The sequence below is a fragment of the Pediococcus sp. AC40 genome (assembly GCF_030252485.1).
GTDB lineage: Bacteria > Bacillota > Bacilli > Lactobacillales > Lactobacillaceae > Pediococcus > Pediococcus acidilactici.
On record NZ_CP127012.1, the window covers coordinates 79,625 to 105,191 of the forward strand.

Consider the following 25,567-nt stretch of genomic DNA (forward strand, 5'->3'; position numbering starts at 1 on the left):
AACTAGGAAATACGCGATAAGAGTTTGGTGGAAAGGAGTGCAAGTGATGGGAGAAGAATTACGAAAACGACCATACAAAGCAATTGATATAGCCAACTTTTTAGTGAAGTATTTTAACGAACATCAACAAAAAATTACCAATTTGATGTTGTTGAAGATATTGTACTATTTACAAGCTGATTATTTGCGTAAGGAAGACGATGCGCCCCTTTTCCAAGATGATATTGAGATGTGGGGATACGGTCCCGTAGTGCCAAATGTGTACCATTCTTTTAAAGAAAACGGGGTGGCACCAATTCAACAAACCTATTCTTACATTGAAGAGGATGAAAATGGAGACTGGTCCATTGTTGATGCTGATCAAGTGGAGTTAGACGCCAACGATCAGGAAGAAATTACTAATTTAGCAGAAAAAATTTGGCGTAAATATAACGACCGTCCCTTTGACCTTGTGGAAAAGACCCATGAGGAGCCGATGTGGGCTGAGCAACGAGAGGCCATTGAAAATGGGCAACGAAAAATTAAATATAATAATGAAGATATTCATAACTATTTTTCTAAGGCGGAAAACTGGCCATGGTAAATGAAGAACAGTTGCTAGCAAGTCTTTTTGAAGATGAAATGGATCCGAAAAAAATGGATATATATGTTGTGACAATGTATCTTCAAAAAAAACAGATTACCGTTGATTATCCGGGAATTACCCATTATGTTTATACTCACTATGACGACGTTAAAATGGATGATGACGATAATCGAAATACTAATGAAGCATCGTTATTTTGGCAAGCTAATTTGGATCAGATGAAAAAAACAATTAGCGGTTTAGAAGATCAAGTGGACGAAGCCAAAAAATACGAAGCTTTAAAAGAGGTACCTGATAAGATAAAAAATCATATTAAATTAGCGTTGGAACAGTATAAAACCTTCTTTGACGAAATCAATCAAGTACGTGAAGAGGCTAAAAATACTACAGCGAAGTTGGAAAAAGCGACACAAGACCTTAGTGATGCACAAGAAAAATTAGAAGGTACTCAGAACCAATTTATATCAATTATGGGTATTTTTTCTGCGTTGATATTTGGTCTGTTTGGCGGATTCGATGCGTTTAAGGAAATTTTTACTAATGTAAAAAAGGCTCCGCTCTCAAGTACGTTAATAGCAGGCTCAATTTTGATGATGGGTTTACTAGTATTGATCTTCTTACTAATTCAATCAATTGGTGTCCTTTCCGGGAAAACGTATTTAGCATGTGGATGTTCAAATACTAAGGAGTGCACCCATTCATTTGTCGATCGGTACCCATTATTTATTACATCTTTGTATATTTTCGGACTGATATTTTTATCAGGTGTTTTAGTACACCTATCAAATATTCATGGCTTTTGGTTTAAGAATTTAAAGTTTAACAGGTATGCAAGTTATATAGTGTTTGGAGCTATTCTATTACTGATTAGACGAATTGACGTTATTTTTAAAGCCAAAAAAAAGAAGAAAAGGAAAATATTTAATTTCTTGAAAAGAATACCCTGGTTAAAGCAGAAAATAGCTGAACACTAAAACACCTCCATTGTTGGAAATTACCAACAGGGAGGTGTTTTAATTGCATATTATTCCAATTGCTTATTGATTTTAATCGCGGTCGTGGAACCATTTACTGCTTGCCAAAGCAATAATGTCGTTTAGCAAGTATAGGCAGTAGGTAAAGAAAAGTACCCAAACGGGATGTCCGGCAATCGCCGTCACGCTCCATAAGGTGATACTCATGATGCTTTGTGCAAACCAGAAGTAATAGCTAGAACGGAAGCGCCGAACCGTCAGCACGGCCCCGGTTAAGCCAATCGTTGCGCTAAGCGAATCGATCACTGGACGCGGGCTAGTTAAGATTACGGTGTCTAAGCCGTAGGTAATTACCCAAAAAATGATGAACGTCACTACGGTTTGCCCGATGTATTTACCGGTTAGCAAACGTGGAGAGAGTCCTTCGCTACTGTTCCAGTTCTTATTGAGCACAACCGGAATATCCAACAAGAAGATGTAGGCAGTCTGCATCACCACGTCGCTGTAGTTGCCGGTAATTGAGGCTACGTAAATCAGCATCAAGGCGGAAACGAATCCCAACACCCCGTTGATGGGTTTGCCGTTGGTAATACTCAAAGTACACGTAAAACCAATTATTCCAGCGATGGTGGAAGTGATTCCGAGGGCGTTAAAGTTGTGGTATAGGCCCGTTGCTAAAAGAAAAAGGGTACCGCAAGCTAACAATATGTAGCTCGAAGTCATCCACCCGCTCATCTGGTCCTTATACCAATGCAAGTTAAACACCCGCATTGGTGATTGAGGATTGTAACGTAAATCTGTGTCTTGTGTACTTTGCAAAATAAAGTCCTTCTTTCTATGATTTGTATTAGCCCGGTAGAAAGCTGATTCAGGCTTAAAAACTTATTAAAAAAGCAGTACCCAAATAGTATACGCGGATTAATTCCAGAAGGTAAGACCCGTAAAAGTTTACTAGACCAATTCTGTGATAAAAGGAACCCGATGAGAACGGGCTTGCAGTGAAATAAATCACTCGTAATCGTTATGATAAATTTTTTTGCGGGAAATTGGTATAGAACTAGGTTGTGAGAATAATTTTTAATAAAATGAACTAACTTAAAAATGCATCTAGTTTGATGGTCAAGGATTCCAAACAATTATTTCCGCTTATAAACCAAAACGGTAATTGGCGCAAAAACGGCAACAATGCCAATCCCCGCACATAAAACTATCCAAGCCTCCCGCGGCCAGTATCCCGCATTTAACATGGCGCGATTGGCACTAATTACGTGAGATACCGGGTTTATCGTTACTAAAATCTGCATGAAGCGGGGCAAGGATTTAACCGGTACAAAGGCGTTTGAAAGGAATACTAATACTAGCATGGTCATTAAGGACACACTTTCAACTAACGTAGGGCTTTTAGCAACCAATCCATAAAGCGCGAATATCCAGCTTAAGGCCCAGCCTAAAAATATGTCCAAAAAGATAACCATGCTTAGCCATCCTAATCCAGCTTCGGGACGCCACCCCATCAAATAACCGGTCGATAAAGCTGCGGTCGCTGCGACGATTAACCGTAAAATGTCAGCAAAGAGTTGGCCGGCAAGGGGAGCAACTTGCGGAATCGGTAATGATTTAAGACGATCGTAAATGCCAGAATGGATGTCAGTACTAATCTGGGTGGCTGAACCGGAAGCTGCGGAAATTAAGGACTGCATTAGAATTCCAGGAACTAAAATCTTTAAATAAGAACTTACGTTACCATAGATAGCCCCGCTAAATAGATATCCGAAAAGCAACATAAACAGGGCAGGTTGAACGACCACGTCAAGTAGCTCATCGGGATTGTGCAGCGTTTTTAATAAATTACGGTAAGTCATGGTACCGGTGCTTGCAATAATATTCGTTTTTCGAGTAGTTGTGTTAAACATTGCTAAATCCTCCTAATAAGTTAGTTTTTACCGACCGTCATGGCAAAGAAGACGTCATCTAGCGATGGTTTTTCAACAGCGAGCGTAGTTATTTCGATGTTAGAAGCACGAAGTTGGTTAAGAATATCGGCTAATCCATTTACGTCTCGAAGCGGTGCCGTGATCTCATTACCAGCCTGGTGAACCTTTTCTTGCGTAATTGCAGTGAGGATTTGGCAGGCTTGCTGGGCTTGAAGCTTGTTTTTCACCGCTAGACGCAACTTTTCCCCGCCAACTTGGGCCTTTAACTCATCGGGAGTTCCTAACCCGACCAGTTTACCGTGGTCAATTACCGCGATGCGATCAGCTAATGCGTCGGCTTCTTCAAGGTATTGGGTGGTTAAGACAATCGTCGATCCCGAAGCAACCAATTTGCGGATGGTATCCCACATCTGTGAACGGGTGCGAGGGTCCAGCCCGGTGGTGGGTTCATCCAAGAAAATGATTTGGGGACGGGCAATCAAACTAACTGCTAAATCTAAGCGCCGGCGCATGCCACCAGAAAAGGCAGCAATTGCTTTATCCGCGGAATTTACTAATGAAAATTCTTCAAGCAGCTCGGTAGTCCGCTGCTTAGCTTGCTGGCGAGAAAGTCCGTTCAAACGAGCAAAGAACGTTAAATTTTCCCGAGCAGATAAATCTTCGTCAATCGAAGCATATTGACCGGTCAAACCAAAAAAGGTTCGGACGGTCTGAGGCTCAGCTTGAACGTCGTGTCCCATGATTCTGAGTGAACCGCTGGTAGGTTTTAATAAGGTAGTTAACATCCGTAGAATAGTGGTTTTTCCAGCTCCATTAGGACCAAGTAAGGCAAATACTTCTCCGCGTTTGACTTTAAAGAAAACTTGTTTTACCGCACTCTGGTTGCCGTACGTTTTATTTAAATTGTTAATTTCAATTGCATATTTGGTGTTAATGATAAACCCTCCCTTAATGTGCTTGATGATATTCAGGGGCCCTGACGAAAAATATTATAAGGGTGCCCGATTAAATAGTCAAGGGACCTGATTATTTAGTTTTAATCTGTCAAACGGCTTGATATAATAGGGACATATAAGTGAGAGACGGGTGAGTTATGTTGGATGAACTAGTAAAAAAACACCAATTAGCGGCTAAATTATTTGAATTTACAGCATTGCAAAACATGGCTGACGAACAGGCAGAACGCCATTTGCCAGTGTTTAAGGGACAAAATAAAATTTTAGTGGCCTTAAGCGAGGGCGATAATATCTCACAAAAAGAACTATCGCAGCGCTTGGGGATTAGTGTGCAGTCAATTGCGGAATTCATTGCCAAATTACTAAAAAAAGGCTACGTTACCAAACAAAAGTCGCCCACTGATGGCCGTGTACAACTCATCAAATTAACCGAAAAAGGCAAAAAAGAAGCAAAGAAGAGTTTGTTTTATATTCCTGAATATTTGGATTATTTAAATGACGACGAACGAGCTCAACTAGCAGCAATCCTTGATAAAATGAATAATGGAATTCGAGAGGACCTTAAGCTGCACGGGATTCAGAATATCGGAAATCGGATTCGGTTTAGTCAATTGAAGCGCCATATTGATGAGGACTTGAAATAACTTGAAACGGACGAAAATAAGTGAAAAACTCATAATTGTTGAAAACAACACTTCAATAATTATGAGTTTTTTAAGTGGTGGGAAAGCTAAAATAAATTGCTGAATAAAAAAGAGCCGAATCCAAAATTCAGCCCTCCATTCGTTAACCAAGTCTTTACCTGCGAGACGTTTCTCCCGGAAAAGTTTGGTACTTATCATTAATTTATGTAACCGATAATGGATCCGAACGGACTTGAACCGTCGACCCCCTGCATGCGAAGCAGATGCTCTCCCAACTGAGCTACGGACCCTTTACATAAATACTATAGCACTTTTCTGCGGAAAATTGATATAGTATTTATGAAAGAAAGTAAATTTTTATTGCAGAAGAATGATTTTTTAAGGAAAGATAAGGAGCCTCAAAAGATGAAGAGAAGCACTAAATATGTGTTGGCCGGACTCGGTGCGGCACTAGTCGGCGTGACCGCTGGTATGGGAATCGGTGGTTACGCAAGTTTCTTAGTAGGCATTAAAAATACCGAAAAAGCGAAAAACCGGGCGATTGAACGCTCGGAAAGTGAAGATAATGACGCCTTAAATTTGGCGTGGTTCAACCAGCAACATCCGGAAACGGTACAAATGCTTAGCGAAGATGGACTGCAACTAAAGGCTTCCTTCATTCGCCAACCGCAACCCACCAAACACACGGTGATCTTGGCGCACGGGTACCATCACGCTCGTCGGCAAATGATCCCTTACGCGAAGATTTTTTACGAACTGGGTTATAACGTGTTGATGCCGGACGCCCGCAGTCATGGTGAAAGTGAAGGAAATCTAATCGGCTTTGGTTGGTTAGACCGGCGCGATTACGTGCGTTGGGTGCAACGTGCGGTAATGCTAACTAACGCCGATGAAAAGATTGTCTTGATGGGAATCAGCATGGGAGCGGCCACGGTAATTGCGGCTGCTGGAGAACCTGACATTGCGTCTAACGTGGTGGCAGTGATCGAGGACAGTAGTTTCAACCGGCTTGATCAACAGTTCCGGCACCGCCTCAAGCGCTACTACCACTTACCGCCTCGAGAGCTAGCGCTAATTGCTAGTCTGTTAACGGAAAAAGAGGCCGGATATTCATTTAAGGAAGCCGACATCGAAGCCCAAATCAAAAAGGTTCGGGTACCGATTATGTTTATCCATGGCGAAGCGGACCGGTTTGTGCCAATTGAAATGTTGGACGACCTAGTGGAAGCTGCCCAAGTACCAAGTTGGGTATATCTGGTCAACCAAGCGGACCACGTGCAAGCCCTGAAGGCTGATCCAAAGCGTTATCACGAAGAGGTGGCGCACTTCTTGGAGAAGTTTGTGAAGTAATGGTGAGCAAGCAGATGAAATACTACTTTATTATCAATAAATGGGCGGGGGCCCGCCATTCGGCCGAAACTTGGCAAAAAATGCACCATTTATTGGTCCAAAACCAGGTTGAGTTTGACAGCGTGGTTACCGAATACCCCCGACATGCCATTGAATTAGCACAACAATTTGCTACCAGTCATCGGAAGGGGTGGATAATTGTCGCATTTGGCGGGGACGGCACCCTCATGGAAGTTCTTGAAGGCGTCCAACGTGTTGATGCAACGATTCCGTTGGGATACATTCCGGCGGGATCAGGAAATGATTTTGCCCGGGCCGTGGGTTTATCCCGCGACCCGTATTTGGCTTTACAACAGTTGATCCAAACGACTCAGCCGACCATTTTAGACGTCGGAGCATACCAAGACCGCAAGGAGCCGGTGGTCCACTACTTTAGTAACAACGTGGGAATTGGGTTTGACGCCAGTGTCGTTTACCAAGCCAACCAAGGGCAAAAAATCAAGTTAAGCAAATGGCACTTAGAATCAACCGCGTACATTTCCGCGTTGTTAAAAACGCTGGTTAAACAAAAGGGTTTCCCCATGAGTGTAACGATCGACGGGAAAACCCGACAATTTAAAAATGCCTTTTTGGTTTCGATTACGAACATCAAATATTTTGGTGGCGGGGTGGGAATTGCTCCGCAGGCTCGGTTAGATGATGGCAAATTAGACGTGGTGATTACGGAGAAATTAACGCTATTGCGTTTTATTCGCCTTTTTGCCAAGCTGTTGAAGGATGGTTCCCATTTAGCGATGCCTGACGTGTTCTTTGCGACGGGGCGGGAAGTTCTGGTGCACTCCTTTGCTCCGGAACATGGTCAAGTCAATGGAGAAGATTTACCTTACCAACCCTTTGATTTGAAAGTTTGGACGGTCAAACAGTCCTTTTGGTTCACGTTGCAAACTAAATAAATTGTTCCACGTGAAAAACTGTTGGATAAGGTGGATATTTTAGACAGTTGAACCTACTAAAACGAATCGAAAAAGTACTAAACTTAAAGCTTAGATGGATAAATTTTGAGTTTTTAGCGATTTTAAAGCCGTAATGGGGTCCGACTTTGTGTTTTATCCGATAGATTTTCTTTAAATTTCTGATTTTAGTCATTTTAATTAAAAAATTGAGACACTATACAAGGTTTAAAGTACTAATATAATAATCGTAGTTAAGAACTACGCGTTTGGCATGGTAGAAAAAATGAATCTTCTAGATTTTAAATTTAGAAACTTCATACCCCATTTTCTATTAAACAACTGCCTCACATTGAGATTATTGATATCTTTCTTTATTTTTTTGCTAGCACACCTAGAGCCGGTCTGGGTGTGTTTTTTTGTGTTTTGGTTAAGCTGAGATGATTCAGTTGTCAAAGTCAAAAGAAGCTGTTAGAATATTAATATAAAGTTAGCTTACAAAAAGTAAGTTCAACTTTCGGTTAGCTAGCGACCTTATAAAAGGAGACGTTCATAATGAGTAATCAAGCAAACTTAACTAACGAAGAAATTTTTGATGCAATTAAAACTGGTAAGAAGATGCTCTTCTTTACCGCCGGATGGTGCCCAGATTGTGCGTTCATCAAACCAGCAATGCCTGAAATCATGAAGAAATACGACCAATACGATTGGATCACGGTTGACCGTGACGACAACTTGGAAGTAGCTCAACACTTTGGCATTATGGGAATTCCTAGTTTCATCGCGTTAGAAGATGGCAAGGAATTGGCACGCTTTGGAAAAGGCGAACGTCACACCCCAGCAGAAGTTGAGGAGTTCATTCAAAGCATTGCTTAGTACTTTTAAAGATGAATATGCGGGCTTAAAAGAGCAATCTTTTAGGTCCGTTTTATTTTGTGCAAATATTTCCTCGATTTTAAACTCTTTTTAGGGTAAAATGCTTCTCTGATGTATAAAAAACTGAACATATCAAAAATATCAGCATATATGGTGAGGTAGCACAATGACGCTAAATCAACTAGAAGATTTTTTGTTTTGGCTAGCGATTTTAATGGCGGTTTTGACGGTGGTTATTATTGGAGTTTACTTTTGGAAAACGAGGTATCGGGGCGGTAATTATTTGCGTGACCCACACATTCCGCTACGCTATTTTATTCAGAAGCAGGTTGACCGACACGGCCGAATTACGGGTTACGAATGCTTATTGCGCACCCAGGACGCCGCAGGGCAATGGACGTTGCCGCAAGACTTTAATTCGTTACCGTTACGACGCGTGATTGATTTATTAGAGGACACCTTCGTTTCCTTGCCAACGGAGCCGGTCACCCTTTCCATCAAACTAACTTACCAACAAATTAGTAGTCGGGATTTTGAATACTTTATTCGGTGGGCAATTACAAAAATTGAACCAATGAATTTGGCGGTAGAAATTTCGATTAAAGCCATGGAAAAACGGGTGAACCGGCGCTTATTGAGGCAACAAATCCAAATGGGGCGAAATTACGGGATGCAATTTGCCGTTAATAACGTGGGCTCGGAACTAAATGATTTAAAAAGTATTGAATGGCTCTTACCTGAAATTGATATTTTGAAGGCTTCGATGCGAAGTTTCCGTAAAGAAGACCCGCACGAATGGCTTGATTTAAACCTTCAGTTTTGGAATCGTTTGGCACGCAAGAACCATATTAAATTGGTTTTAGTAGGGATTGAAAATGCTGCGGATCAAGCGTTAGCAGAACAATTACAAATTGATGCCCGGCAAGGCTACCTTTTTGGCAAGCCTGAGGACGTTCACCGAGGTGCAGAAAAATGAAAGATAAAAGGCAACAGTTATATACCGACCCGTATTTTGAAAAAGGCCATTGGTGGCTGAAGATTTGGCAAACTTTAGTCGCTATTTTGGGTTGGATCGGGGTGATCGTTCCCGTGGTGATTACAGCAACTGCTTTATGGGCTCAATCTGATCCGCGGGTGCCTCACTTATGGACCGATCCGGAAGGAATTTTTGAGATTAAATTCTTAGCAGCGGTCTTGCTATTTTCCTTTGCGATGGCGGGGCTATTTGCGGTTAGCATGACCATCATTCAAAACCGGCGCCGGGAACGCTTGGCCGAACAGTGGCCGACGTTCAACCCGATTAATCAGCGTAAACGAGAATCACGTTTAGAGAAATTCATGACCGACCGTTTTGGTGATGAAGAGTTTCGTGAAAACGTAAAGTACTATGAAGTGGAGCCCGAGCAAAATTTGGATACGGATGAAATTCATCGCCTATATCAGGAAGCTAACTTGGATGATTTAAATAAGGAGTAGGGACATGGCACCGATTGTATTTAACAATCTGTTCAAAGGAAGTTTTTTAGCTACTGCGACTAATTTTGTACTATTAATTCTATGTTTGTACCCCGTAGTGGGAGCGTTCTTTTGGTTTACCGGCTCGCTATCTTACCGATTTTTGAAAGCTAACAAACGTGACGATAATTGGCGAAATTTGCCTGCAGAAGAGCAGCCGATGGTAACAATCATGATTCCCGCTCATAATGAAGAGGTAATGATTGAAGAAACGATTACTTACCTATTTGAAGAAATTAACTATGATAATTTTGAAGTGTTAGTGATGGACGACGGTTCCACGGACCAGACCGCTGCGATTTTGGCCCGGCTCCGGGAGCGTTATCCAAGGCTACGCACCATTAAAATCAAGAAAAATAAGGGGAAGGCTCACGCTTTCAATATCGGGATGTACTTTGCTAAGGGCGAATACATTTTAAGTAACGACGCCGACACCATTCCCGAGCCCGACGCGCTGATGAAGTACATGAACTTTTTTCTGAGTGATCGCGACATCAACACGTCTGCGGTAACCGCAAACATGGACGTCCAAAATCGAACTAAGATCATTGGCAAAGCCCAAACGGTAGAATTTTCAAGCATTGTAGGGGTGATCAAGCGTAGCCAAACCGCGGTTAACGATTCGATGTACGCTTACAGTGGCGCCAACACCATGTATAAGAAGGACTTTTTAATTGACGTGGGTGGTTTTCGCCAAAATCGAGCGACGGAGGACATTAGCATCGCCTGGGACCACCAGATGATTGGTGCGGTGCCCCGGTTTGCGCCTAACATTGTGTTCCACATGAATGTGCCAGAATCGATCCGCGATCTTTATCGGCAACGTAAGCGCTGGGCGCAGGGAGGAACTGAAGTCTGGTTAACGAACATCAAGAAGTTCGTCCGGCATCCGATCAAACACCGTTACCAAATGTCGATGTTTATCGATTCAACCCTCTCGATTATCTGGTCGTTTTTCTCCGTGATTACGGCGATTATTTTCGCAATCACCATGGGTGGCGCGTATCTAAATGGGCATTACGATACCATTTTTCGTGGTTTTATGATGGCCTTTATCTTTATTGCCTTTGAAATCATTGCCGGCTTTTTTCAGCTATTGGCGGCCTTGTTACTCGATCATCACGCGGCCAAGCTTAAGTACATCATCTTTGCTCCATTGTACATGCTTTTCTTTTGGATGATTAATCCCATTACGGTGGTAACTACGTTTATCCCAGCCTTAAAAACCATCTTTGGGTTGGGTTCGGGGACCTGGGTGAGCCCCGAACGCAAATCTTTACAGAATAAAAAATAAGTGTGACATGTTTTTTGTTTGCCGAAAAATTGTACAAAATCAATGGGACGGTGCAAAATAAAATGTAAGGGATTTCATCAATTTAACAAGGGAGACGAGCACATGACAAAATTACCTAAAAATTTCTTGTGGGGTGGCGCGGTAGCTGCTCATCAACTAGAGGGAGCTTGGCAAGCGGATGGAAAAGGCGTGAGCGTCGCGGACGTAATGACCGCCGGCACTAAAGATCATCCGCGGGAAATCACTGACGGAGTGGTTCCGGGCAAGAACTATCCCAATCATGAGGGGATTGATTTTTACCACCGCTACAAAGACGACGTGAAGTTATTTGCAGAATTGGGGATCAAAGCGTTTCGGACCTCAATTGCCTGGACGAGAATTTTCCCGAATGGTGACGATCCAGAACCTAACGAAGCCGGTTTGCAATTTTATGACAACTTGTTTGATGAATGTTTGAAGTACGGCATTGAGCCAGTGGTTACTCTGGCACATTTTGAAATGCCGTATCATTTAGTGAAAAAGTACAATGGTTTTGCGGACCGCCGGGTGATTGACCTGTTCGTTCGGTTCGCGGAAGTTTGTTTTAAACGATATCGTAACAAAGTCAAGTATTGGATGACCTTTAACGAAATTAACAACCAAACAATGTACAACAACGACTTTTTGATGGCAACCAATTCGGGACTAATTTTTAAGGCCGGGGAAAATCGGGAAGCGGCAATGTATCAGGCGGCCCACTACGAGTTAGTAGCGAGCGCCCGTGCTGTGAAGTTAGGTCATGAAATCAATCCCGATTTCCAAATTGGTTGCATGATCAATTTCACGCCGCTATACCCATTGAATTCTGCGCCAAATAACGTCATGCTTGCGGAACGACTAATGCAACGTCGCTACTGGTTCTCTGACGTACACGTAAATGGCGTTTATCCGGCGAATATTGAAGCGTACCTCCAACGGAAGGAATATCGCGCAGACATTACTGAAGAAGATCGTCAGCTCTTAAAGGAAGGAACTGTGGATTATGTTGGATTTAGTTACTACAGTTCTTACACGGTTGCTCTTCCGGCAGGGATGGATTTGGATGCCGACGAGTTGCCATTGGAAAAGATCGTGGTGGATAATCCGCACGTTAAAACTAGTGACTGGGGTTGGTCGATTGATCCGGTTGGATTACGTTATTCGTTGAACTGGTTAACTGATCGCTATCATTTACCACTATTCATTGTAGAAAATGGGCTGGGTGCTTATGACAAGGTGACGGAAGACGGCCAAATCCACGACCCGTACCGCGTGGCCTACTTACGGGCACATATTGAAGAAATGGAGAAGGCGGTTGAACTCGACGGAGTGGATTTAATGGGATATACGCCGTGGGGGTTCATCGACCTTGTTTCAGCTTCCACAGGGCAAATGTCGAAGCGTTACGGATTTATATACGTTGATAAAGACGATGAAGGAAACGGAACGCTAAACCGGTCTAAGAAGGATTCGTTTGCGTGGTATCAAAAAGTTATCCAATCTAATGGAGAAGACTTGGCTTAATTAGGCGGTTAATTATCAATCCTGTGAGCTAAATCCGTTCGGTCACTCTCTGATTGTGCTAAAATAGCATTAGGAAGGGCTTGCACCAAGAACGGAGGGCGATATTTATGTTGTATTATGACCAACACGTACACACCGATTTTTCATTTGATTCGGACGAAAAGATGGAAAATTACCTAAAAGTTTCCGGAGATGATTTCGTTTCAACGGAACATTTGGAATTTAATAATCCTGACGCGGACAAAAAGGATAGTATTCCGGACTATACCGGATACGTTACCGAAATTGAACGATTGAAGAAGGCTACTGGTAAACGAATCTATAAGGGCGTCGAAATTGGCGTTTCAGCCGGTCAAATTGATCGTATTAAGGATTACATGGCTCATCACGCGTTCGACTTGCGCCTGTTAAGCTTCCACCAGAATGGCGAGATGGATTTCCAAGATGAACAGGTTGCCCATCTCGATCCGTTGAAGGTTACACAGGAATACTACCAAATGATGTGGCAAGGAATTAACGAATATCACGACGCGGATGTTTTGGCGCATTTTGATTACGGAGTTCGGCGCTTGAACTTAACTTCGGGACAGTTTGCTACGACGGCAGGTGTCCTGCTCACGAAGATTTTTAAAGTAGCAATTGAAAATAACATGGCGTTTGAGTTGAACACCAAGAGTATGTATAAGTATCGCAATATTGGTTTGTATGATTACGCTATTGAGATTTACAAACAACTCGGCGGCAAGCGTTACACGATTGGCTCAGACGCACATGATGTTACTAATTACGAAAACCATTTTCAAGATGCCCTAGCAATGCTGAAAGCTCACGACATTCATCACGTCAACGTCTTTCGGCAGGGTGCCATGACCGTAATACCGATTGATAATGTTCCAGAAGATTTGTAAAAACTTGAATAAAGGAAAGTGTGTTGTTCCAAATAGGTTGGGATGGCGCACTTTTTGTTTGCGTAGGAAACGACGATAGTAAAGCAATGGTAATAAAATGAAACCGCTTCGTAATCTTTTTGCACAAAAATTAAAATAAATGTCACAAAAGTGTTGACGGGTGGCGGAGATGAGTGTATAGTATATTTCTGTTGTCGCGAGGGACAACGTCATTGATTCTTCAAATTAATTGAAATTAATCCTTGACATAAATTACTCCTCACGATATACTTAAAAAGTTGTGTTAAACGACATAAGTGTTGTTAACGCAACGTTGGTAGACCTTTGAAAACTGAACAAAATTTTGACAAACGATCGTGTGAGGACTCGCAAATCAAATTGATTTAGTGAGAACAAACATGCGAAGTCAATTCGCAAAAACAAACAATTAATGAGCTTGAAAAAGACTCATCATTTTAATATGAGAGTTTGATCTTGGCTCAGGATGAACGCTGGCGGCGTGCCTAATACATGCAAGTCGAACGAACTTCCGTTAATTGATCAGGACGTGCTTGCACTGAATGAGATTTTAACACGAAGTGAGTGGCGGACGGGTGAGTAACACGTGGGTAACCTGCCCAGAAGCAGGGGATAACACCTGGAAACAGATGCTAATACCGTATAACAGAGAAAACCGCCTGGTTTTCTTTTAAAAGATGGCTCTGCTATCACTTCTGGATGGACCCGCGGCGCATTAGCTAGTTGGTGAGGTAACGGCTCACCAAGGCGATGATGCGTAGCCGACCTGAGAGGGTAATCGGCCACATTGGGACTGAGACACGGCCCAGACTCCTACGGGAGGCAGCAGTAGGGAATCTTCCACAATGGACGCAAGTCTGATGGAGCAACGCCGCGTGAGTGAAGAAGGGTTTCGGCTCGTAAAGCTCTGTTGTTAAAGAAGAACGTGGGTGAGAGTAACTGTTCACCCAGTGACGGTATTTAACCAGAAAGCCACGGCTAACTACGTGCCAGCAGCCGCGGTAATACGTAGGTGGCAAGCGTTATCCGGATTTATTGGGCGTAAAGCGAGCGCAGGCGGTCTTTTAAGTCTAATGTGAAAGCCTTCGGCTCAACCGAAGAAGTGCATTGGAAACTGGGAGACTTGAGTGCAGAAGAGGACAGTGGAACTCCATGTGTAGCGGTGAAATGCGTAGATATATGGAAGAACACCAGTGGCGAAGGCGGCTGTCTGGTCTGTAACTGACGCTGAGGCTCGAAAGCATGGGTAGCGAACAGGATTAGATACCCTGGTAGTCCATGCCGTAAACGATGATTACTAAGTGTTGGAGGGTTTCCGCCCTTCAGTGCTGCAGCTAACGCATTAAGTAATCCGCCTGGGGAGTACGACCGCAAGGTTGAAACTCAAAAGAATTGACGGGGGCCCGCACAAGCGGTGGAGCATGTGGTTTAATTCGAAGCTACGCGAAGAACCTTACCAGGTCTTGACATCTTCTGCCAACCTAAGAGATTAGGCGTTCCCTTCGGGGACAGAATGACAGGTGGTGCATGGTTGTCGTCAGCTCGTGTCGTGAGATGTTGGGTTAAGTCCCGCAACGAGCGCAACCCTTATTACTAGTTGCCAGCATTCAGTTGGGCACTCTAGTGAGACTGCCGGTGACAAACCGGAGGAAGGTGGGGACGACGTCAAATCATCATGCCCCTTATGACCTGGGCTACACACGTGCTACAATGGATGGTACAACGAGTTGCGAAACCGCGAGGTTTAGCTAATCTCTTAAAACCATTCTCAGTTCGGACTGTAGGCTGCAACTCGCCTACACGAAGTCGGAATCGCTAGTAATCGCGGATCAGCATGCCGCGGTGAATACGTTCCCGGGCCTTGTACACACCGCCCGTCACACCATGAGAGTTTGTAACACCCAAAGCCGGTGGGGTAACCTTTTAGGAGCTAGCCGTCTAAGGTGGGACAGATGATTAGGGTGAAGTCGTAACAAGGTAGCCGTAGGAGAACCTGCGGCTGGATCACCTCCTTTCTAAGGAATAATACGGAACCGCACACGAGTCAAAGTTTTGTTTAGTTTTGAGAGGTCTACTCTCACTTTTGTTCTTTGAAAACTGAATAATATCTATAATTTTCTAATTTTAATTAATCATAATTAAACCGAGAGAAAACCGCGTAATTTTAAAGAGTTAAACAAGATTAGTTCAAAATAATCGCAATACTCAATTAATCGCTTTACCGTAGGTAAAGTTAGGTTAAGTTAGGAAGGGCGCATGGTGGATGCCTTGGTACTAGGAGCCGATGAAGGACGGGACTAACACCGATATGCCTCGGGGAGCTGTAAGTAAGCTTTGATCCGGGGATTTCCGAATGGGGCAACCCAATAGTTTTAATCGACTATTATCCGCATCTGAATTCATAGGATGTGTGAAGGTAAACGTGGGGAACTGAAACATCTCAGTACCCACAGGAACAGAAAGAAAATTCGATTCCCTGAGTAGCGGCGAGCGAAACGGGAACAGCCCAAACCAAGAAGCTTGCTTCTTGGGGTTGTAGGACTGAACATTTGAGTTACCAAAGAGCTTGATAGCTGAAGGGCCTGGGAAGGCCAGCCAGAGAGGGTGACAGCCCCGTAAGTTAAATCAAACTCCCTCAGTTCAGGATCCTGAGTACGGCGGAGCACGTGAAATTCCGTCGGAATCCGGGAGGACCATCTCCCAAGGCTAAATACTACCTAGTGACCGATAGTGAACCAGTACCGTGAGGGAAAGGTGAAAAGCACCCCGGAAGGGGAGTGAAATAGTTCTTGAAACCATGTGCCTACAAGAAGTCAGAGCCCGTTAATGGGTGATGGCGTGCCTTTTGTAGAATGAACCGGCGAGTTACGTTCGTATGCCAGGTTAAGTTGAAGAGACGGAGCCGAAGCGAAAGCGAGTCTGAAGAGGGCGAATTAGTATGCGGATGTAGACCCGAAACCAAGTGACCTACCCATGTCCAGGTTGAAGGTGCGGTAAAACGCACTGGAGGACCGAACTCGTGTACGTTGAAAAGTGCTGAGATGAGGTGTGGGTAGCGGTGAAATTCCAAACGAACTTGGAGATAGCTGGTTCTCTCCGAAATAGCTTTAGGGCTAGCCTCGGAATTAGGATCGTGGAGGTAGAGCCACTGTTTGGACTAGGGGCCCGTCATGGGTTACCGAATTCAGATAAACTCCGAATGCCATCGATTTATGTCCGGGAGTCAGACGGTGAGTGATAAGATCCATCGTCGAAAGGGGAACAGCCCAGACCACCAGTTAAGGTCCCTAAATATATGTTAAGTGGAAAAGGATGTGGAGTTGCATAGACAACTAGGATGTTGGCTCAGAAGCAGCCACCATTTAAAGAGTGCGTAATAGCTCACTAGTCGAGTGATCCTGCGCCGAAAATGTACCGGGGCTTAAACATATTACCGAGACTGTGGATGCCACCATTAGGTGGCGTGATAGGAGAGCGTTCTAAGGGCGACGAAGGCAGACCGTGAGGACTGTTGGAGCGCTTAGAAGTGAGAATGCCGGTATGAGTAGCGAAAGATAGGTGAGAATCCTATCCACCGTATGACTAAGGTTTCCTGGGGAAGGCTCGTCCTCCCAGGGTTAGTCGGGACCTAAGCCGAGGCCGAGAGGCGTAGGCGATGGATAACAGGTTGAGATTCCTGTACTAGTTAAACTTGTTTGAACAATGGAGGGACGCAGGAGGCTAAGGAATGCACCCGATTGGAAGTGGGTGTCCAAGCCGTAAGTCTGAAGTCGAGTCAAATGCTTGACTTCTTAAGGACAAGCGGTGATGGGGAGTGAAATTTAAGTAACGAAGTTCCTGACGTCACGCTGCCGAGAAAAGCTTCTAGTTAGAGTTTAACTACCCGTACCGCAAACCGACACAGGTAGTCGAGGAGAGTATCCTAAGGTGAGCGAGAGAACTCTCGTTAAGGAACTCGGCAAAATGACCCCGTAACTTCGGGAGAAGGGGTGCTGATCGCAAGATCAGCCGCAGTGAAAAGGCCCAGGCGACTGTTTATCAAAAACACAGGTTTCTGCAAAATCGTAAGATGACGTATAGGGGCTGACGCCTGCCCGGTGCTGGAAGGTTAAGGGGATGAGTTAGCGTAAGCGAAGCTTTGAACTGAAGCCCCAGTAAACGGCGGCCGTAACTATAACGGTCCTAAGGTAGCGAAATTCCTTGTCGGGTAAGTTCCGACCCGCACGAAAGGCGTAACGATCTGGGCACTGTCTCAACGAGAGACTCGGTGAAATTATAATACCCGTGAAGATGCGGGTTACCCGCGACAGGACGGAAAGACCCCATGGAGCTTTACTGTAACTTGATATTGAGTGTTTGTACAGCTTGTACAGGATAGGTAGGAGCCGTAGAATCCGGAACGCTAGTTTCGGAGGAGGCGCAAGTGGGATACTACCCTCGTTGTATGAACCCTCTAACCCGCGCCACTAATCGTGGCGGGAGACAGTGTCTGGTGGGCAGTTTGACTGGGGCGGTCGCCTCCTAAAAGGTAACGGAGGCGCCCAAAGGTTCCCTCAGAATGGTTGGAAATCATTCGCAGAGTGTAAAGGCAGAAGGGAGCTTGACTGCGAGACAGACAGGTCGAGCAGGGACGAAAGTCGGGCTTAGTGATCCGGTGGTTCCGTATGGAAGGGCCATCGCTCAACGGATAAAAGCTACCCTGGGGATAACAGGCTTATCTCCCCAAGAGTTCACATCGACGGGGAGGTTTGGCACCTCGATGTCGGCTCATCGCATCCTGGGGCTGTAGTCGGTCCCAAGGGTTGGGCTGTTCGCCCATTAAAGCGGTACGCGAGCTGGGTTCAGAACGTCGTGAGACAGTTCGGTCCCTATCCGTCGCGGGCGTAGGAAATTTGAGAGGAGCTGTCCTTAGTACGAGAGGACCGGGATGGACACACCGCTGGTGTACCAGTTGTTCCGCCAGGAGCATCGCTGGGTAGCTATGTGTGGATGAGATAAACGCTGAAAGCATCTAAGTGTGAAACTCGCCTCAAGATGAGATTTCCCATTGCCTTCGGGCAAGTAAGACCCCTGAGAGATGATCAGGTAGATAGGCTAGAAGTGGAAGTGTAGCGATACATGGAGCGGACTAGTACTAATCGGTCGAGGACTTAACCAAGTAGAACGTGGCAAGTAACTCGAAAGAAATGTAGATATTATTCAGTTTTGAGAGGACAAAAGTTTTCTCAAGTGATAACGCAAGTTAGCACAGAGTGTGGTGACGATAGTGAGAAGGATATACCTGTTCCCATGTCGAACACAGAAGTCAAGCTTCTTAACGCCAAGAGTAGTTGGGGGATCGCCCCCTGCGAGGGTAGGACGTTGCCATGCAAACTCAAGGGTCTTCCGAAAGGAAGGCTCTTTTTTTGTGTTCTAATAAAGCAAATTAGGAAACTCCAGGGCTGAGAGTAAGTGTTTTTTCTATAAGAAGTGAAGCGGTTACTTGTATTTTATTTTTATAAGCTGTATTGTTGCTGTGACGAGTGATCAAAAAGGAGGAGTAATAATGTATAAAGCTAGTGAACAGCGTTATGACAATATGATTTATAATCGGGTGGGTAACAGTGGATTGAAGTTATCCGCGATTGGGTTAGGCCTTTGGAATAACTTTGGTAGCGTGGATCCGTTAGAAAATCAAAAGGAAATTCTATTTAAAGCTTTTGACCTAGGAATTACCTACTTTGATTTAGCTAATAATTACGGACCCATTCCAGGGAGTGCCGAAGAAAATTTTGGACGGATTGTGAAAAGTGATTTACACCACTATCGCGACGAAATGGTAATTGCCAGTAAGGCGGGGTTTGTAATGTGGCCCGGACCTTATGGAAATTGGGGATCCCGGAAGAGCATTATCGCGAGTGCGGACCAAAGCTTAAAACGGACTGGTTTAGATTATTTTGATATATTCTACAGCCACCGTGCGGATCCGAAGACTCCTGTTGAAGAAACAGCGTTAGCATTAGACCAGCTGGTTCGTTCTGGGAAAGCTCTTTATGTGGGAATTTCCAACTATAACGGAGAACAAACGGCGGCAATCACCAAGATTTTCAAAGAGTTACGAACTCCATTTATTATTAACCAACCCCGTTACAACATGTTTAACCGGGACGTAGAAACGGACCTCTTCCCCGTTTTGGAACGCGAAGGGAAGGCGGCAACCAGTTACAGTTCATTGTCGCAAGGATTGCTAACGGATAAATATTTACAAGGAATTGACGAAAATTCACGCGCAAAGAAGCAAACCATTCCGTTCTTGAGTCCTGTACAAGTGGAAGAGACCCTTGAAACCGTCAAAAAATTAAACGAAGTTGCGAAAAAGCGGGGACAAAGTTTGGCACAAATGGCGTTGGCGTGGAACTTGCGGAAGCCAGTGGTAGCAAGTGTATTAATTGGTGCAAGTCGGGTACAGCAGGTAATTAACAACGTCAATGCACTCAAAAACCTCGACTTTACCGATGACGAACTCATGCAAATTGATCAAATTTTAGCTGCGCAAAGTCCGATTGATTGGGATGCGCGTTAAACCGCGCCTGGTAGCGTTTCGTTTAATCCTACTAAAAATTGGTGTAGAATATTACGTGAAACCGTTTCCCGTAACAGAATGAAACCAATTTGGAGGATAATTATGCTTAAAGAAGCAATTGCAGAAAAGTTCCATCAAATTTTCAAAACTGAAGCTGAAGAAGTCTATTTTTCACCAGGACGGATTAATTTAATCGGTGAGCATACCGATTATAACGGTGGTCACGTCTTTCCTTGTGCGATTAGCCTGGGAACTTACGGCGCGTACCGTGGTCGTGATGATACGCAGGTGAAGATGTATTCAGGAAACCTCCCGGATACTGGCATTATCGAATTTGACGTTAACGATCTTGAGTACGATGCGAAGTATAAGTGGAGCAACTATTTACGTGGAATGATGCTAGAAATCCGCGAACTCTCTCACGATTATGATCACGGTTTTGAGTTGTATTTGGAAGGTGATCTACCGGATGGGGCGGGGTTGTCATCATCAGCCTCGATTGAAATGCTGATGGGCACCATTTTAAACGACCAGTTTAACTTGCGGATTACGCCGATTGAACTCGTCAAGGCTGGGCAACGCGTCGAAAATAACTATATTAAGGTGAATTCAGGGATTATGGATCAATTTGCGGTTGAAATGGGACGGCGAAACGAAGCCACTTTCCTGGATACCAACACCATGGAATATGACTACGCACCGTTAGATTTGAATAATAACGTAATTTTGATCATGAATACCAATAAACCGCATGAATTAGTTAATTCCGAGTACAATACCCGCCGTGCGGAATGTGAAGAAGCGTTGCGGCGGTTGCAAACCAAACTAAACATTAACGCACTGGGTGAATTAACTAAGGATGCGTTCGACCAGTACGCCTACCTAATTAACGACGAAACGTTGATTAAGCGGGCCCGTCACGCGGTTTTTGAAAATCAGCGAACTATTGAAGCCCGGGAAGCCCTCAAACAAGGCGACCTGAAGCTCTTCGGGCGGTTGGTGAGTGCTTCACACGTCTCTTTACAATTCGACTACGAAGTTAGCGCTCCGGAGTTAGATATGCTTGTAGACGAAGTTTGGCAATCACCGGGAGTACTTGGAGCTCGCATGATCGGCGGCGGTTTTGGCGGGTGCGCAATTGCCCTAATCGAAAAGGATCAAGTCGACGAGTTAGTAAAAACGGTGGGGCAAAAATACCAAGACCGTTTTGGCTATGCGGCTGACTTTTATGAAGCCAAAATTGTCGACGGTCCACATAAGGTTTAAAAAGATGCTGCAGATTGACTAATTTTTAAAAGCTTTATAATTTATACCAAACGGAAACTTGATTTCGAGAAATGAAATTCGAGTTTCCGTTTTTTGGGCTCATTAATTTGCGATTTTTTAATGGTAATCTCATTTTAACGGCAAACTACACTTTTTTGAGCGAAAACTGCAGTTTTAGAGCTAAAAGTGTCCCATTATATTTGCAAAGTTGGTTACGTATTATAAACAGTGACCAAGGGCCCTTGGATCTTTTACTTTAGGAGATTCAAGCTATGTTACCAAAAAATCGCACTTTAAAAGCAGGATTAGACCACTTATTAACTAACGGAAACCAAAAAATAGTGTTTGGAGCACTAAAGAAACTAAACATTCGCCCGTATCAACCGGATTTTGAAGATTTTTTACAGGAAGCGCGGCTAACCTATGCCCGTGCATACGTATGCTTTCCCCGAAATCCCGAAAGTGACCTAAAGGAGTTTCGGATGTTTGCCTACCAAGCAATCTATTGGCGGACACTTAATTCGTTGAAACGCCAGACGATGGTTAAAAATTGGCAAACTGCCGAGCTATCCACGGACGTGACTAACCTTCCGCGACAATATCGCTGTTCCTCTCGTGAGCAACAGGTGTTAGCTGACGACTTATTCCAGCGAGTTTACGCAATTTGTACGCCCCCGGAAAAACGTTTTTTGTGCTACCGGTACGTGAAGCAATTATCGGGCCGAGAAATCGCCCAACGAGAGGGGGTGAGCCCCCAGAGCATCTCCAAACGCCGGCGAAAAGTTGGACAGAAGGCGCTAAAGATTATCGCAGGAAATGCTGATAATTAGTTTCAAAGATAAATAAAAGTCCTAGTTATCCGGTTTTACATAACCTGGGTAACTAGGACTTTTGAGTTTTTTAAATGAAAAAAGGTGCTGATTTCTTACTTTTGTTTAAGAACCATACATTTTAGGGTTAACAGGTTTTAAGTCAGGAGCTTGACCTTCCGCTTTAGGTTCTGCTTGCCACTTGTATTCGCCTTCGCCATCAAGAGCTTCACCATGTGCCCAAGCACCTTGGCTACTTTCATCTCCTTTAGAGAAGTTGTAGAAGTCGTAGGCAATGTCCTTACGCTCTTTTTCACGTGGGAAATCGCTTGGCACCAGAATCGTTCCAACTTGTTCCTCTAATTCTTTGATTGCTGCCGCCCATTGATTTTGGTGGTAGCTATCCCGGACAAGAAGTACGGCTAAGAGATCTTTCACCCCTGGATCGTCGACCATTTCGTAAATCCGCGCCGCTTGCAAACGGCCTTGTGATTCTGCATTAAGGTTGGCGCGGAAGTCAGCAAGTAAATTGCCACTAGAAATGATATAGGCCCCGCTCCATGGATTCCCTACACTATCAGCTGGGCGCGGTCCTAATCCTGCTACAATGGCATGTTGTGGATTCATACCGGCAATCACTGCTCCAACTACGGGATCTTGTTCCATTGCCGCCTGTTGGTCTTCGACAGGTGCATCTTCTAGTAGACGCGCTACCATAGTAGCTAACATTTCTACGTGTCCAATTTCTTCGGTAGCAATGTCGAGGATCATGTCCTTATACTTAGCTTCTCCGCGGCAACTCCAGCCCTGGAAGAGGTACTGCATGGCCACGCTCATTTCTCCATACTGACCGCCAATTAATTCTTGTAAATACTTGGCAACCGTTGGATCAGGTTGAGTAGGCTTAGCTTCAAATTGTAATTCTTTTTGGTGTCGAAACATAAAATTCCCCCCTATTCTTTAGTGTGATGCCAATATAAAGGATAGGGGGGATGTTTTACAAATTTAATGCTTAGATTTTTTACTTTAGGTTGCTGAAAAATATCCAGCAAGTAACTAGGTTTGTTGTGTGAAATTAACTCTGCCAGCTAATGCAGTGAAGAAGGCTCCTAGGTCAGGATCAACCTCGCCACCGTTTCCACCACCGCCACCACCGTGGGAGCCGCTAAAGAAGTTATTCGCAGCATCGTCAGGCGGCGCTAAAGGTGATTGTAAACGTGGATCAACCAGATTATGTTTTGCGGAAAAGTGCTGCTTAGCTAGATTTTCCTGTAGCCGAGACCGTTGGGTTAACTCTTCTACTAAAACGGGGTGGTCGCTATTTTTAGAATGAGACCGTTGGTTAGCTTTTTTAGCAGGTTGCTGGTTAGCGGTCGACTGATCCGCGGATTTGCTAGCGGCTAACGCGTTCGTAAATATAGGTGTATCCCGTTTTTGTAATCCAATCCGATAAGTAGCGTTGCCGGTGCCAAATTTTAGTTGGCTGAGTGGCGTTCCTGGCGAAACTAAATCGTAGCCATGACGCAGGAAACCTAAGATGTGGTCAGAAAGTTCAAAAGGAACCCGCGTATTTTGCCAACCACTGTAAATCTGTTGATCAACCACGTGACCATTTTCATCAACGAACGCAATGGTTACCGTGCTTCGTTTTGGAGAAACAGAAGCCGTTTTATAGGAACTTGATGACGTTCCGTGCGAAGGATTCCGTGAACTTCCTTGATGGTCAGAATGGTTACTTGAATGATGATGGCTAGCCGGGGAACTCGAAGAATCCGCGGAATTGTTCGACGAAGCCTTACCGTTACTAGAGCTAGCTGAACCAGGTTCATCAGAATGGTCACTTTGGTGGTTATCCTTACTAGAACCATTATCTTTTGAAGAATGGTCGTCACCGGATGAACTATTGTCTGACGAAGAATGGTCGTCTCCAGATGAACTATTATCTGACGAAGAGTGGTCGTCGCTAGAGGAGCTGTTATCCGACGAAGAATGATCATCACCAGATGAACTACCATCTGATGAAGAGTGACCGTCACTAGAGGAACCATTATCTGGCGAAGAATGATTATCACCAGATGAACTATCATCTGACGAAGAATGGTCATCGCCAGAGGAGCTGTTATCTGACGAAGAGTGGTCGTCGCTAGATGAACTATCATCTGATGAAGAGTGGCCGTCACTAGAGGAACCATTATCCGACGAAGAATGGTCGTCGCCGCTGGATGAATTATCGCCTGAATCTGAAGAATCAGATGAATCATCCGAGGCTTGGATTACTTTAACGGTCAGGTTGGCCGAACGGCTGATAGTAAGCCTATATTTGATTTTTTGAAGCTGTCCCGTAGCTAATTGATATCCCTTAGGCAAGTGAACTTGATAAATTCCAACATCGTTAATCAAGCCCTTAATTTTATCGGTCGCGACCGTTTTGCCAGTAGTTGCGTCTACGTAACTAACCGTGGCGGTTACTTCCGTTGGATTTTTAGGTAGTACGGTAACTTTTCCGGTTCCGACGTCGCCCAACGTATAGTGCTGGTGGTAAACCCAGTAATCTCCACCCATATCACCTAACTTTTTCCGTAACGCTTGTTTACCAAGGTTGTTTAAAGTGTATTGGTAAGTCCCCGGTAAATTGGAATTCTTGTCGGTTTCAATCCAATCTTTTTCAATGGAGACTTTGTTAACTACTTTTCCGTCAGGATCCGTTAGACTGAGTTTCAATCCAGCAATATGATCAGCGAGGCTCTGTTCGTCAGTATAGTACTCCGCCGTTGGTAACGAAACGTTTAAAATCGTATTTACGTCCATTGGAAAGTCAGAAATAGGAAGTACTTCAGGAATGTTTGTAAATTTGATACGTCCGGAAGTTTTCGTGCGCACTACTTCGTGGACTAACTTTTGAATAATCGTTTTGGAAAGGGTAGCTCCATAGTAAGTATGCCCGTTTAAATTAATCGGATGGATAGCTCCCGTATTGATAACTTGGTCGCCAACGGTCAAGGTATAAGTTGCGTTGACCGGCGGGGAGTCCAGCTTAAACAGCATTACTCCTTCGGTATCAGGAGTGACAGAGCGATAGCTTCCCAAATGATTAATTAACAAAGAATAAATCCTACCATTAACTTTCACTGACCAACTTTTATCTCTGCTGGTGAACATATTTGTATCGTCGTCATAGTAAATGGAACTTAAGTCAGGGGTTTCATCAGCATGAGCGATTAATTCTGCCAATGGTAATCGGCAGTGTAAAACTGTATTTTTAAGTAGAGGAGCGCTAACGATCCCCACGGTAGCTAAGGAAAAGGCAAATGTCGACCGCAAAAGAGTTGTAAACTTTTTACTTGAATTTTTATTAGACATTCCTTGATTTCTCCTTAATCTTA

At 44.2% G+C, this 25,567-nt stretch carries 19 protein-coding genes, 1 tRNA gene and 3 rRNA genes; 17 read left to right on the forward strand and 6 right to left on the reverse strand.

Going from position 1 to position 25,567, the window contains the following annotated elements:
* Positions 1-46 precede the first annotated feature (46 nt).
* Together NL111_RS00350 and NL111_RS00355 are read left to right on the forward strand one after the other, a co-directional pair.
* A complete protein-coding gene (locus NL111_RS00350; protein ID WP_159211000.1) occupies positions 47-583 on the forward strand; it encodes a Panacea domain-containing protein in 537 nt (178 codons plus the stop codon).
* Positions 577-1,560, forward strand: coding sequence for a hypothetical protein (locus tag NL111_RS00355; protein WP_285110293.1), 984 nt, complete (start codon positions 577-579; stop codon positions 1,558-1,560). Before NL111_RS00350 ends, NL111_RS00355 begins: the two co-directional genes overlap by 7 nt.
* A 72-nt stretch (positions 1,561-1,632) precedes the next feature.
* Here the strand turns inward: NL111_RS00355 and pnuC are convergent, their stop codons facing one another.
* The 3 genes from pnuC to NL111_RS00370 form a co-directional block, all read right to left on the reverse strand.
* Positions 1,633-2,379, reverse strand: coding sequence for a nicotinamide riboside transporter PnuC (pnuC, locus tag NL111_RS00360; protein ID WP_285110294.1), 747 nt, complete (start codon positions 2,377-2,379; stop codon positions 1,633-1,635).
* Positions 2,380-2,696: 317 nt separating this feature from the next.
* Positions 2,697-3,473 (reverse strand): ABC transporter permease, encoded by a 777-nt coding sequence (locus NL111_RS00365; RefSeq protein WP_002829252.1) that lies wholly within the window; start codon positions 3,471-3,473, stop codon positions 2,697-2,699.
* A gap of 20 nt (positions 3,474-3,493) precedes the next feature.
* Entirely contained in the window at positions 3,494-4,429 is a 936-nt protein-coding gene (locus NL111_RS00370) for an ATP-binding cassette domain-containing protein (RefSeq protein ID WP_195486947.1), read from the reverse strand.
* A gap of 158 nt (positions 4,430-4,587) precedes the next feature.
* On the opposite strand from NL111_RS00370, the gene NL111_RS00375 reads away from it, so the two are divergent.
* Positions 4,588-5,094, forward strand: a complete 507-nt coding sequence (locus NL111_RS00375; RefSeq protein ID WP_002829250.1) for a MarR family winged helix-turn-helix transcriptional regulator — start codon at positions 4,588-4,590, stop codon at positions 5,092-5,094.
* Positions 5,095-5,311: 217 nt separating this feature from the next.
* Here NL111_RS00375 and NL111_RS00380 read toward each other — a convergent pair.
* Positions 5,312-5,384 (reverse strand) — tRNA-Ala (locus NL111_RS00380).
* Between the two features lie 115 nt (positions 5,385-5,499).
* On the opposite strand from NL111_RS00380, the gene NL111_RS00385 reads away from it, so the two are divergent.
* The 14 genes from NL111_RS00385 (at position 5,500) to NL111_RS00450 (ending at position 22,205) form a co-directional block, all read left to right on the forward strand.
* Positions 5,500-6,444: an alpha/beta hydrolase gene (locus tag NL111_RS00385; RefSeq protein WP_285110295.1), complete on the forward strand. Its 945-nt coding sequence runs from the start codon at positions 5,500-5,502 to the stop codon at positions 6,442-6,444.
* 14 nt (positions 6,445-6,458) lie between these two features.
* Positions 6,459-7,397, forward strand: coding sequence for a diacylglycerol/lipid kinase family protein (locus NL111_RS00390; RefSeq protein WP_229056244.1), 939 nt, complete (start codon positions 6,459-6,461; stop codon positions 7,395-7,397).
* A gap of 552 nt (positions 7,398-7,949) precedes the next feature.
* Positions 7,950-8,270, forward strand: coding sequence for a thioredoxin family protein (locus tag NL111_RS00395; RefSeq protein WP_002829247.1), 321 nt, complete (start codon positions 7,950-7,952; stop codon positions 8,268-8,270).
* Between the two features lie 166 nt (positions 8,271-8,436).
* Positions 8,437-9,246: an EAL domain-containing protein gene (locus tag NL111_RS00400; protein ID WP_002829246.1), complete on the forward strand. Its 810-nt coding sequence runs from the start codon at positions 8,437-8,439 to the stop codon at positions 9,244-9,246.
* Positions 9,243-9,746 carry a hypothetical protein gene (locus tag NL111_RS00405; RefSeq protein ID WP_002830819.1) on the forward strand — a complete coding sequence of 168 codons (504 nt, stop codon included), beginning with the start codon at positions 9,243-9,245 and terminating at the stop codon, positions 9,744-9,746. The genes NL111_RS00400 and NL111_RS00405 overlap by 4 nt, the downstream gene beginning before the upstream one ends.
* Before the next feature lie 4 nt (positions 9,747-9,750).
* Positions 9,751-11,079, forward strand: coding sequence for a glycosyltransferase family 2 protein (locus NL111_RS00410; RefSeq protein ID WP_285110296.1), 1,329 nt, complete (start codon positions 9,751-9,753; stop codon positions 11,077-11,079).
* A gap of 102 nt (positions 11,080-11,181) precedes the next feature.
* Complete coding sequence (locus NL111_RS00415) at positions 11,182-12,621, forward strand: 6-phospho-beta-glucosidase (RefSeq protein WP_053905755.1); 1,440 nt, start codon at positions 11,182-11,184, stop codon at positions 12,619-12,621.
* A 107-nt stretch (positions 12,622-12,728) separates the two neighbouring features.
* A complete protein-coding gene (locus NL111_RS00420) occupies positions 12,729-13,529 on the forward strand; it encodes a PHP domain-containing protein (protein ID WP_002829242.1) in 801 nt (266 codons plus the stop codon).
* A gap of 456 nt (positions 13,530-13,985) precedes the next feature.
* A 16S ribosomal RNA gene (locus tag NL111_RS00425) occupies positions 13,986-15,562 on the forward strand.
* A gap of 221 nt (positions 15,563-15,783) precedes the next feature.
* Positions 15,784-18,705 (forward strand): 23S ribosomal RNA (locus NL111_RS00430).
* A 95-nt stretch (positions 18,706-18,800) separates the two neighbouring features.
* Positions 18,801-18,917, forward strand: a 5S ribosomal RNA gene (gene rrf, locus NL111_RS00435).
* Together the 16S, 23S and 5S rRNA genes form the textbook arrangement of a ribosomal RNA operon.
* Positions 18,918-19,092: 175 nt before the next feature.
* Positions 19,093-20,109 (forward strand): aldo/keto reductase, encoded by a 1,017-nt coding sequence (locus NL111_RS00440; RefSeq protein WP_285110297.1) that lies wholly within the window; start codon positions 19,093-19,095, stop codon positions 20,107-20,109.
* A gap of 102 nt (positions 20,110-20,211) precedes the next feature.
* Complete coding sequence (locus tag NL111_RS00445; RefSeq protein WP_285110298.1) at positions 20,212-21,375, forward strand: galactokinase; 1,164 nt, start codon at positions 20,212-20,214, stop codon at positions 21,373-21,375.
* 272 nt (positions 21,376-21,647) lie between these two features.
* Complete coding sequence (locus NL111_RS00450) at positions 21,648-22,205, forward strand: sigma-70 family RNA polymerase sigma factor (RefSeq protein WP_285110299.1); 558 nt, start codon at positions 21,648-21,650, stop codon at positions 22,203-22,205.
* A gap of 105 nt (positions 22,206-22,310) precedes the next feature.
* On the opposite strand, the gene NL111_RS00455 is transcribed toward NL111_RS00450, so the two are convergent.
* Positions 22,311-23,126: a manganese catalase gene (locus NL111_RS00455; protein WP_285110300.1), complete on the reverse strand. Its 816-nt coding sequence runs from the start codon at positions 23,124-23,126 to the stop codon at positions 22,311-22,313.
* 114 nt (positions 23,127-23,240) lie between these two features.
* Positions 23,241-25,544, reverse strand: a complete 2,304-nt coding sequence (locus NL111_RS00460) for a hypothetical protein (RefSeq protein WP_285110301.1) — start codon at positions 25,542-25,544, stop codon at positions 23,241-23,243.
* Between the last annotated feature and the right edge of the window lie 23 nt (positions 25,545-25,567).

Excerpts from the sequence above, each read along its gene's own strand:
- NL111_RS00420 (WP_002829242.1), top strand. The coding sequence starts at position 12,729 with ATGTTGTATTATGACCAACACGTACACACCGATTTTTCATTTGATTCG.
- NL111_RS00355 (WP_285110293.1), top strand. The coding sequence starts at position 577 with ATGGTAAATGAAGAACAGTTGCTAGCAAGTCTTTTTGAAGATGAAATG.
- NL111_RS00375 (WP_002829250.1), top strand. The coding sequence starts at position 4,588 with ATGTTGGATGAACTAGTAAAAAAACACCAATTAGCGGCTAAATTATTT.
- NL111_RS00365 (WP_002829252.1), bottom strand. The coding sequence starts at position 3,473 with ATGTTTAACACAACTACTCGAAAAACGAATATTATTGCAAGCACCGGT.
- NL111_RS00410 (WP_285110296.1), top strand. The coding sequence starts at position 9,751 with ATGGCACCGATTGTATTTAACAATCTGTTCAAAGGAAGTTTTTTAGCT.
- NL111_RS00350 (WP_159211000.1), top strand. The coding sequence starts at position 47 with ATGGGAGAAGAATTACGAAAACGACCATACAAAGCAATTGATATAGCC.
- NL111_RS00440 (WP_285110297.1), top strand. The coding sequence starts at position 19,093 with ATGTATAAAGCTAGTGAACAGCGTTATGACAATATGATTTATAATCGG.
- NL111_RS00395 (WP_002829247.1), top strand. The coding sequence starts at position 7,950 with ATGAGTAATCAAGCAAACTTAACTAACGAAGAAATTTTTGATGCAATT.
- NL111_RS00405 (WP_002830819.1), top strand. The coding sequence starts at position 9,243 with ATGAAAGATAAAAGGCAACAGTTATATACCGACCCGTATTTTGAAAAA.
- NL111_RS00450 (WP_285110299.1), top strand. The coding sequence starts at position 21,648 with ATGTTACCAAAAAATCGCACTTTAAAAGCAGGATTAGACCACTTATTA.
- NL111_RS00400 (WP_002829246.1), top strand. The coding sequence starts at position 8,437 with ATGACGCTAAATCAACTAGAAGATTTTTTGTTTTGGCTAGCGATTTTA.
- NL111_RS00385 (WP_285110295.1), top strand. The coding sequence starts at position 5,500 with ATGAAGAGAAGCACTAAATATGTGTTGGCCGGACTCGGTGCGGCACTA.
- NL111_RS00390 (WP_229056244.1), top strand. The coding sequence starts at position 6,459 with ATGAAATACTACTTTATTATCAATAAATGGGCGGGGGCCCGCCATTCG.
- NL111_RS00445 (WP_285110298.1), top strand. The coding sequence starts at position 20,212 with ATGCTTAAAGAAGCAATTGCAGAAAAGTTCCATCAAATTTTCAAAACT.
- NL111_RS00455 (WP_285110300.1), bottom strand. The coding sequence starts at position 23,126 with ATGTTTCGACACCAAAAAGAATTACAATTTGAAGCTAAGCCTACTCAA.
- NL111_RS00415 (WP_053905755.1), top strand. The coding sequence starts at position 11,182 with ATGACAAAATTACCTAAAAATTTCTTGTGGGGTGGCGCGGTAGCTGCT.
- NL111_RS00460 (WP_285110301.1), bottom strand. The coding sequence starts at position 25,544 with ATGTCTAATAAAAATTCAAGTAAAAAGTTTACAACTCTTTTGCGGTCG.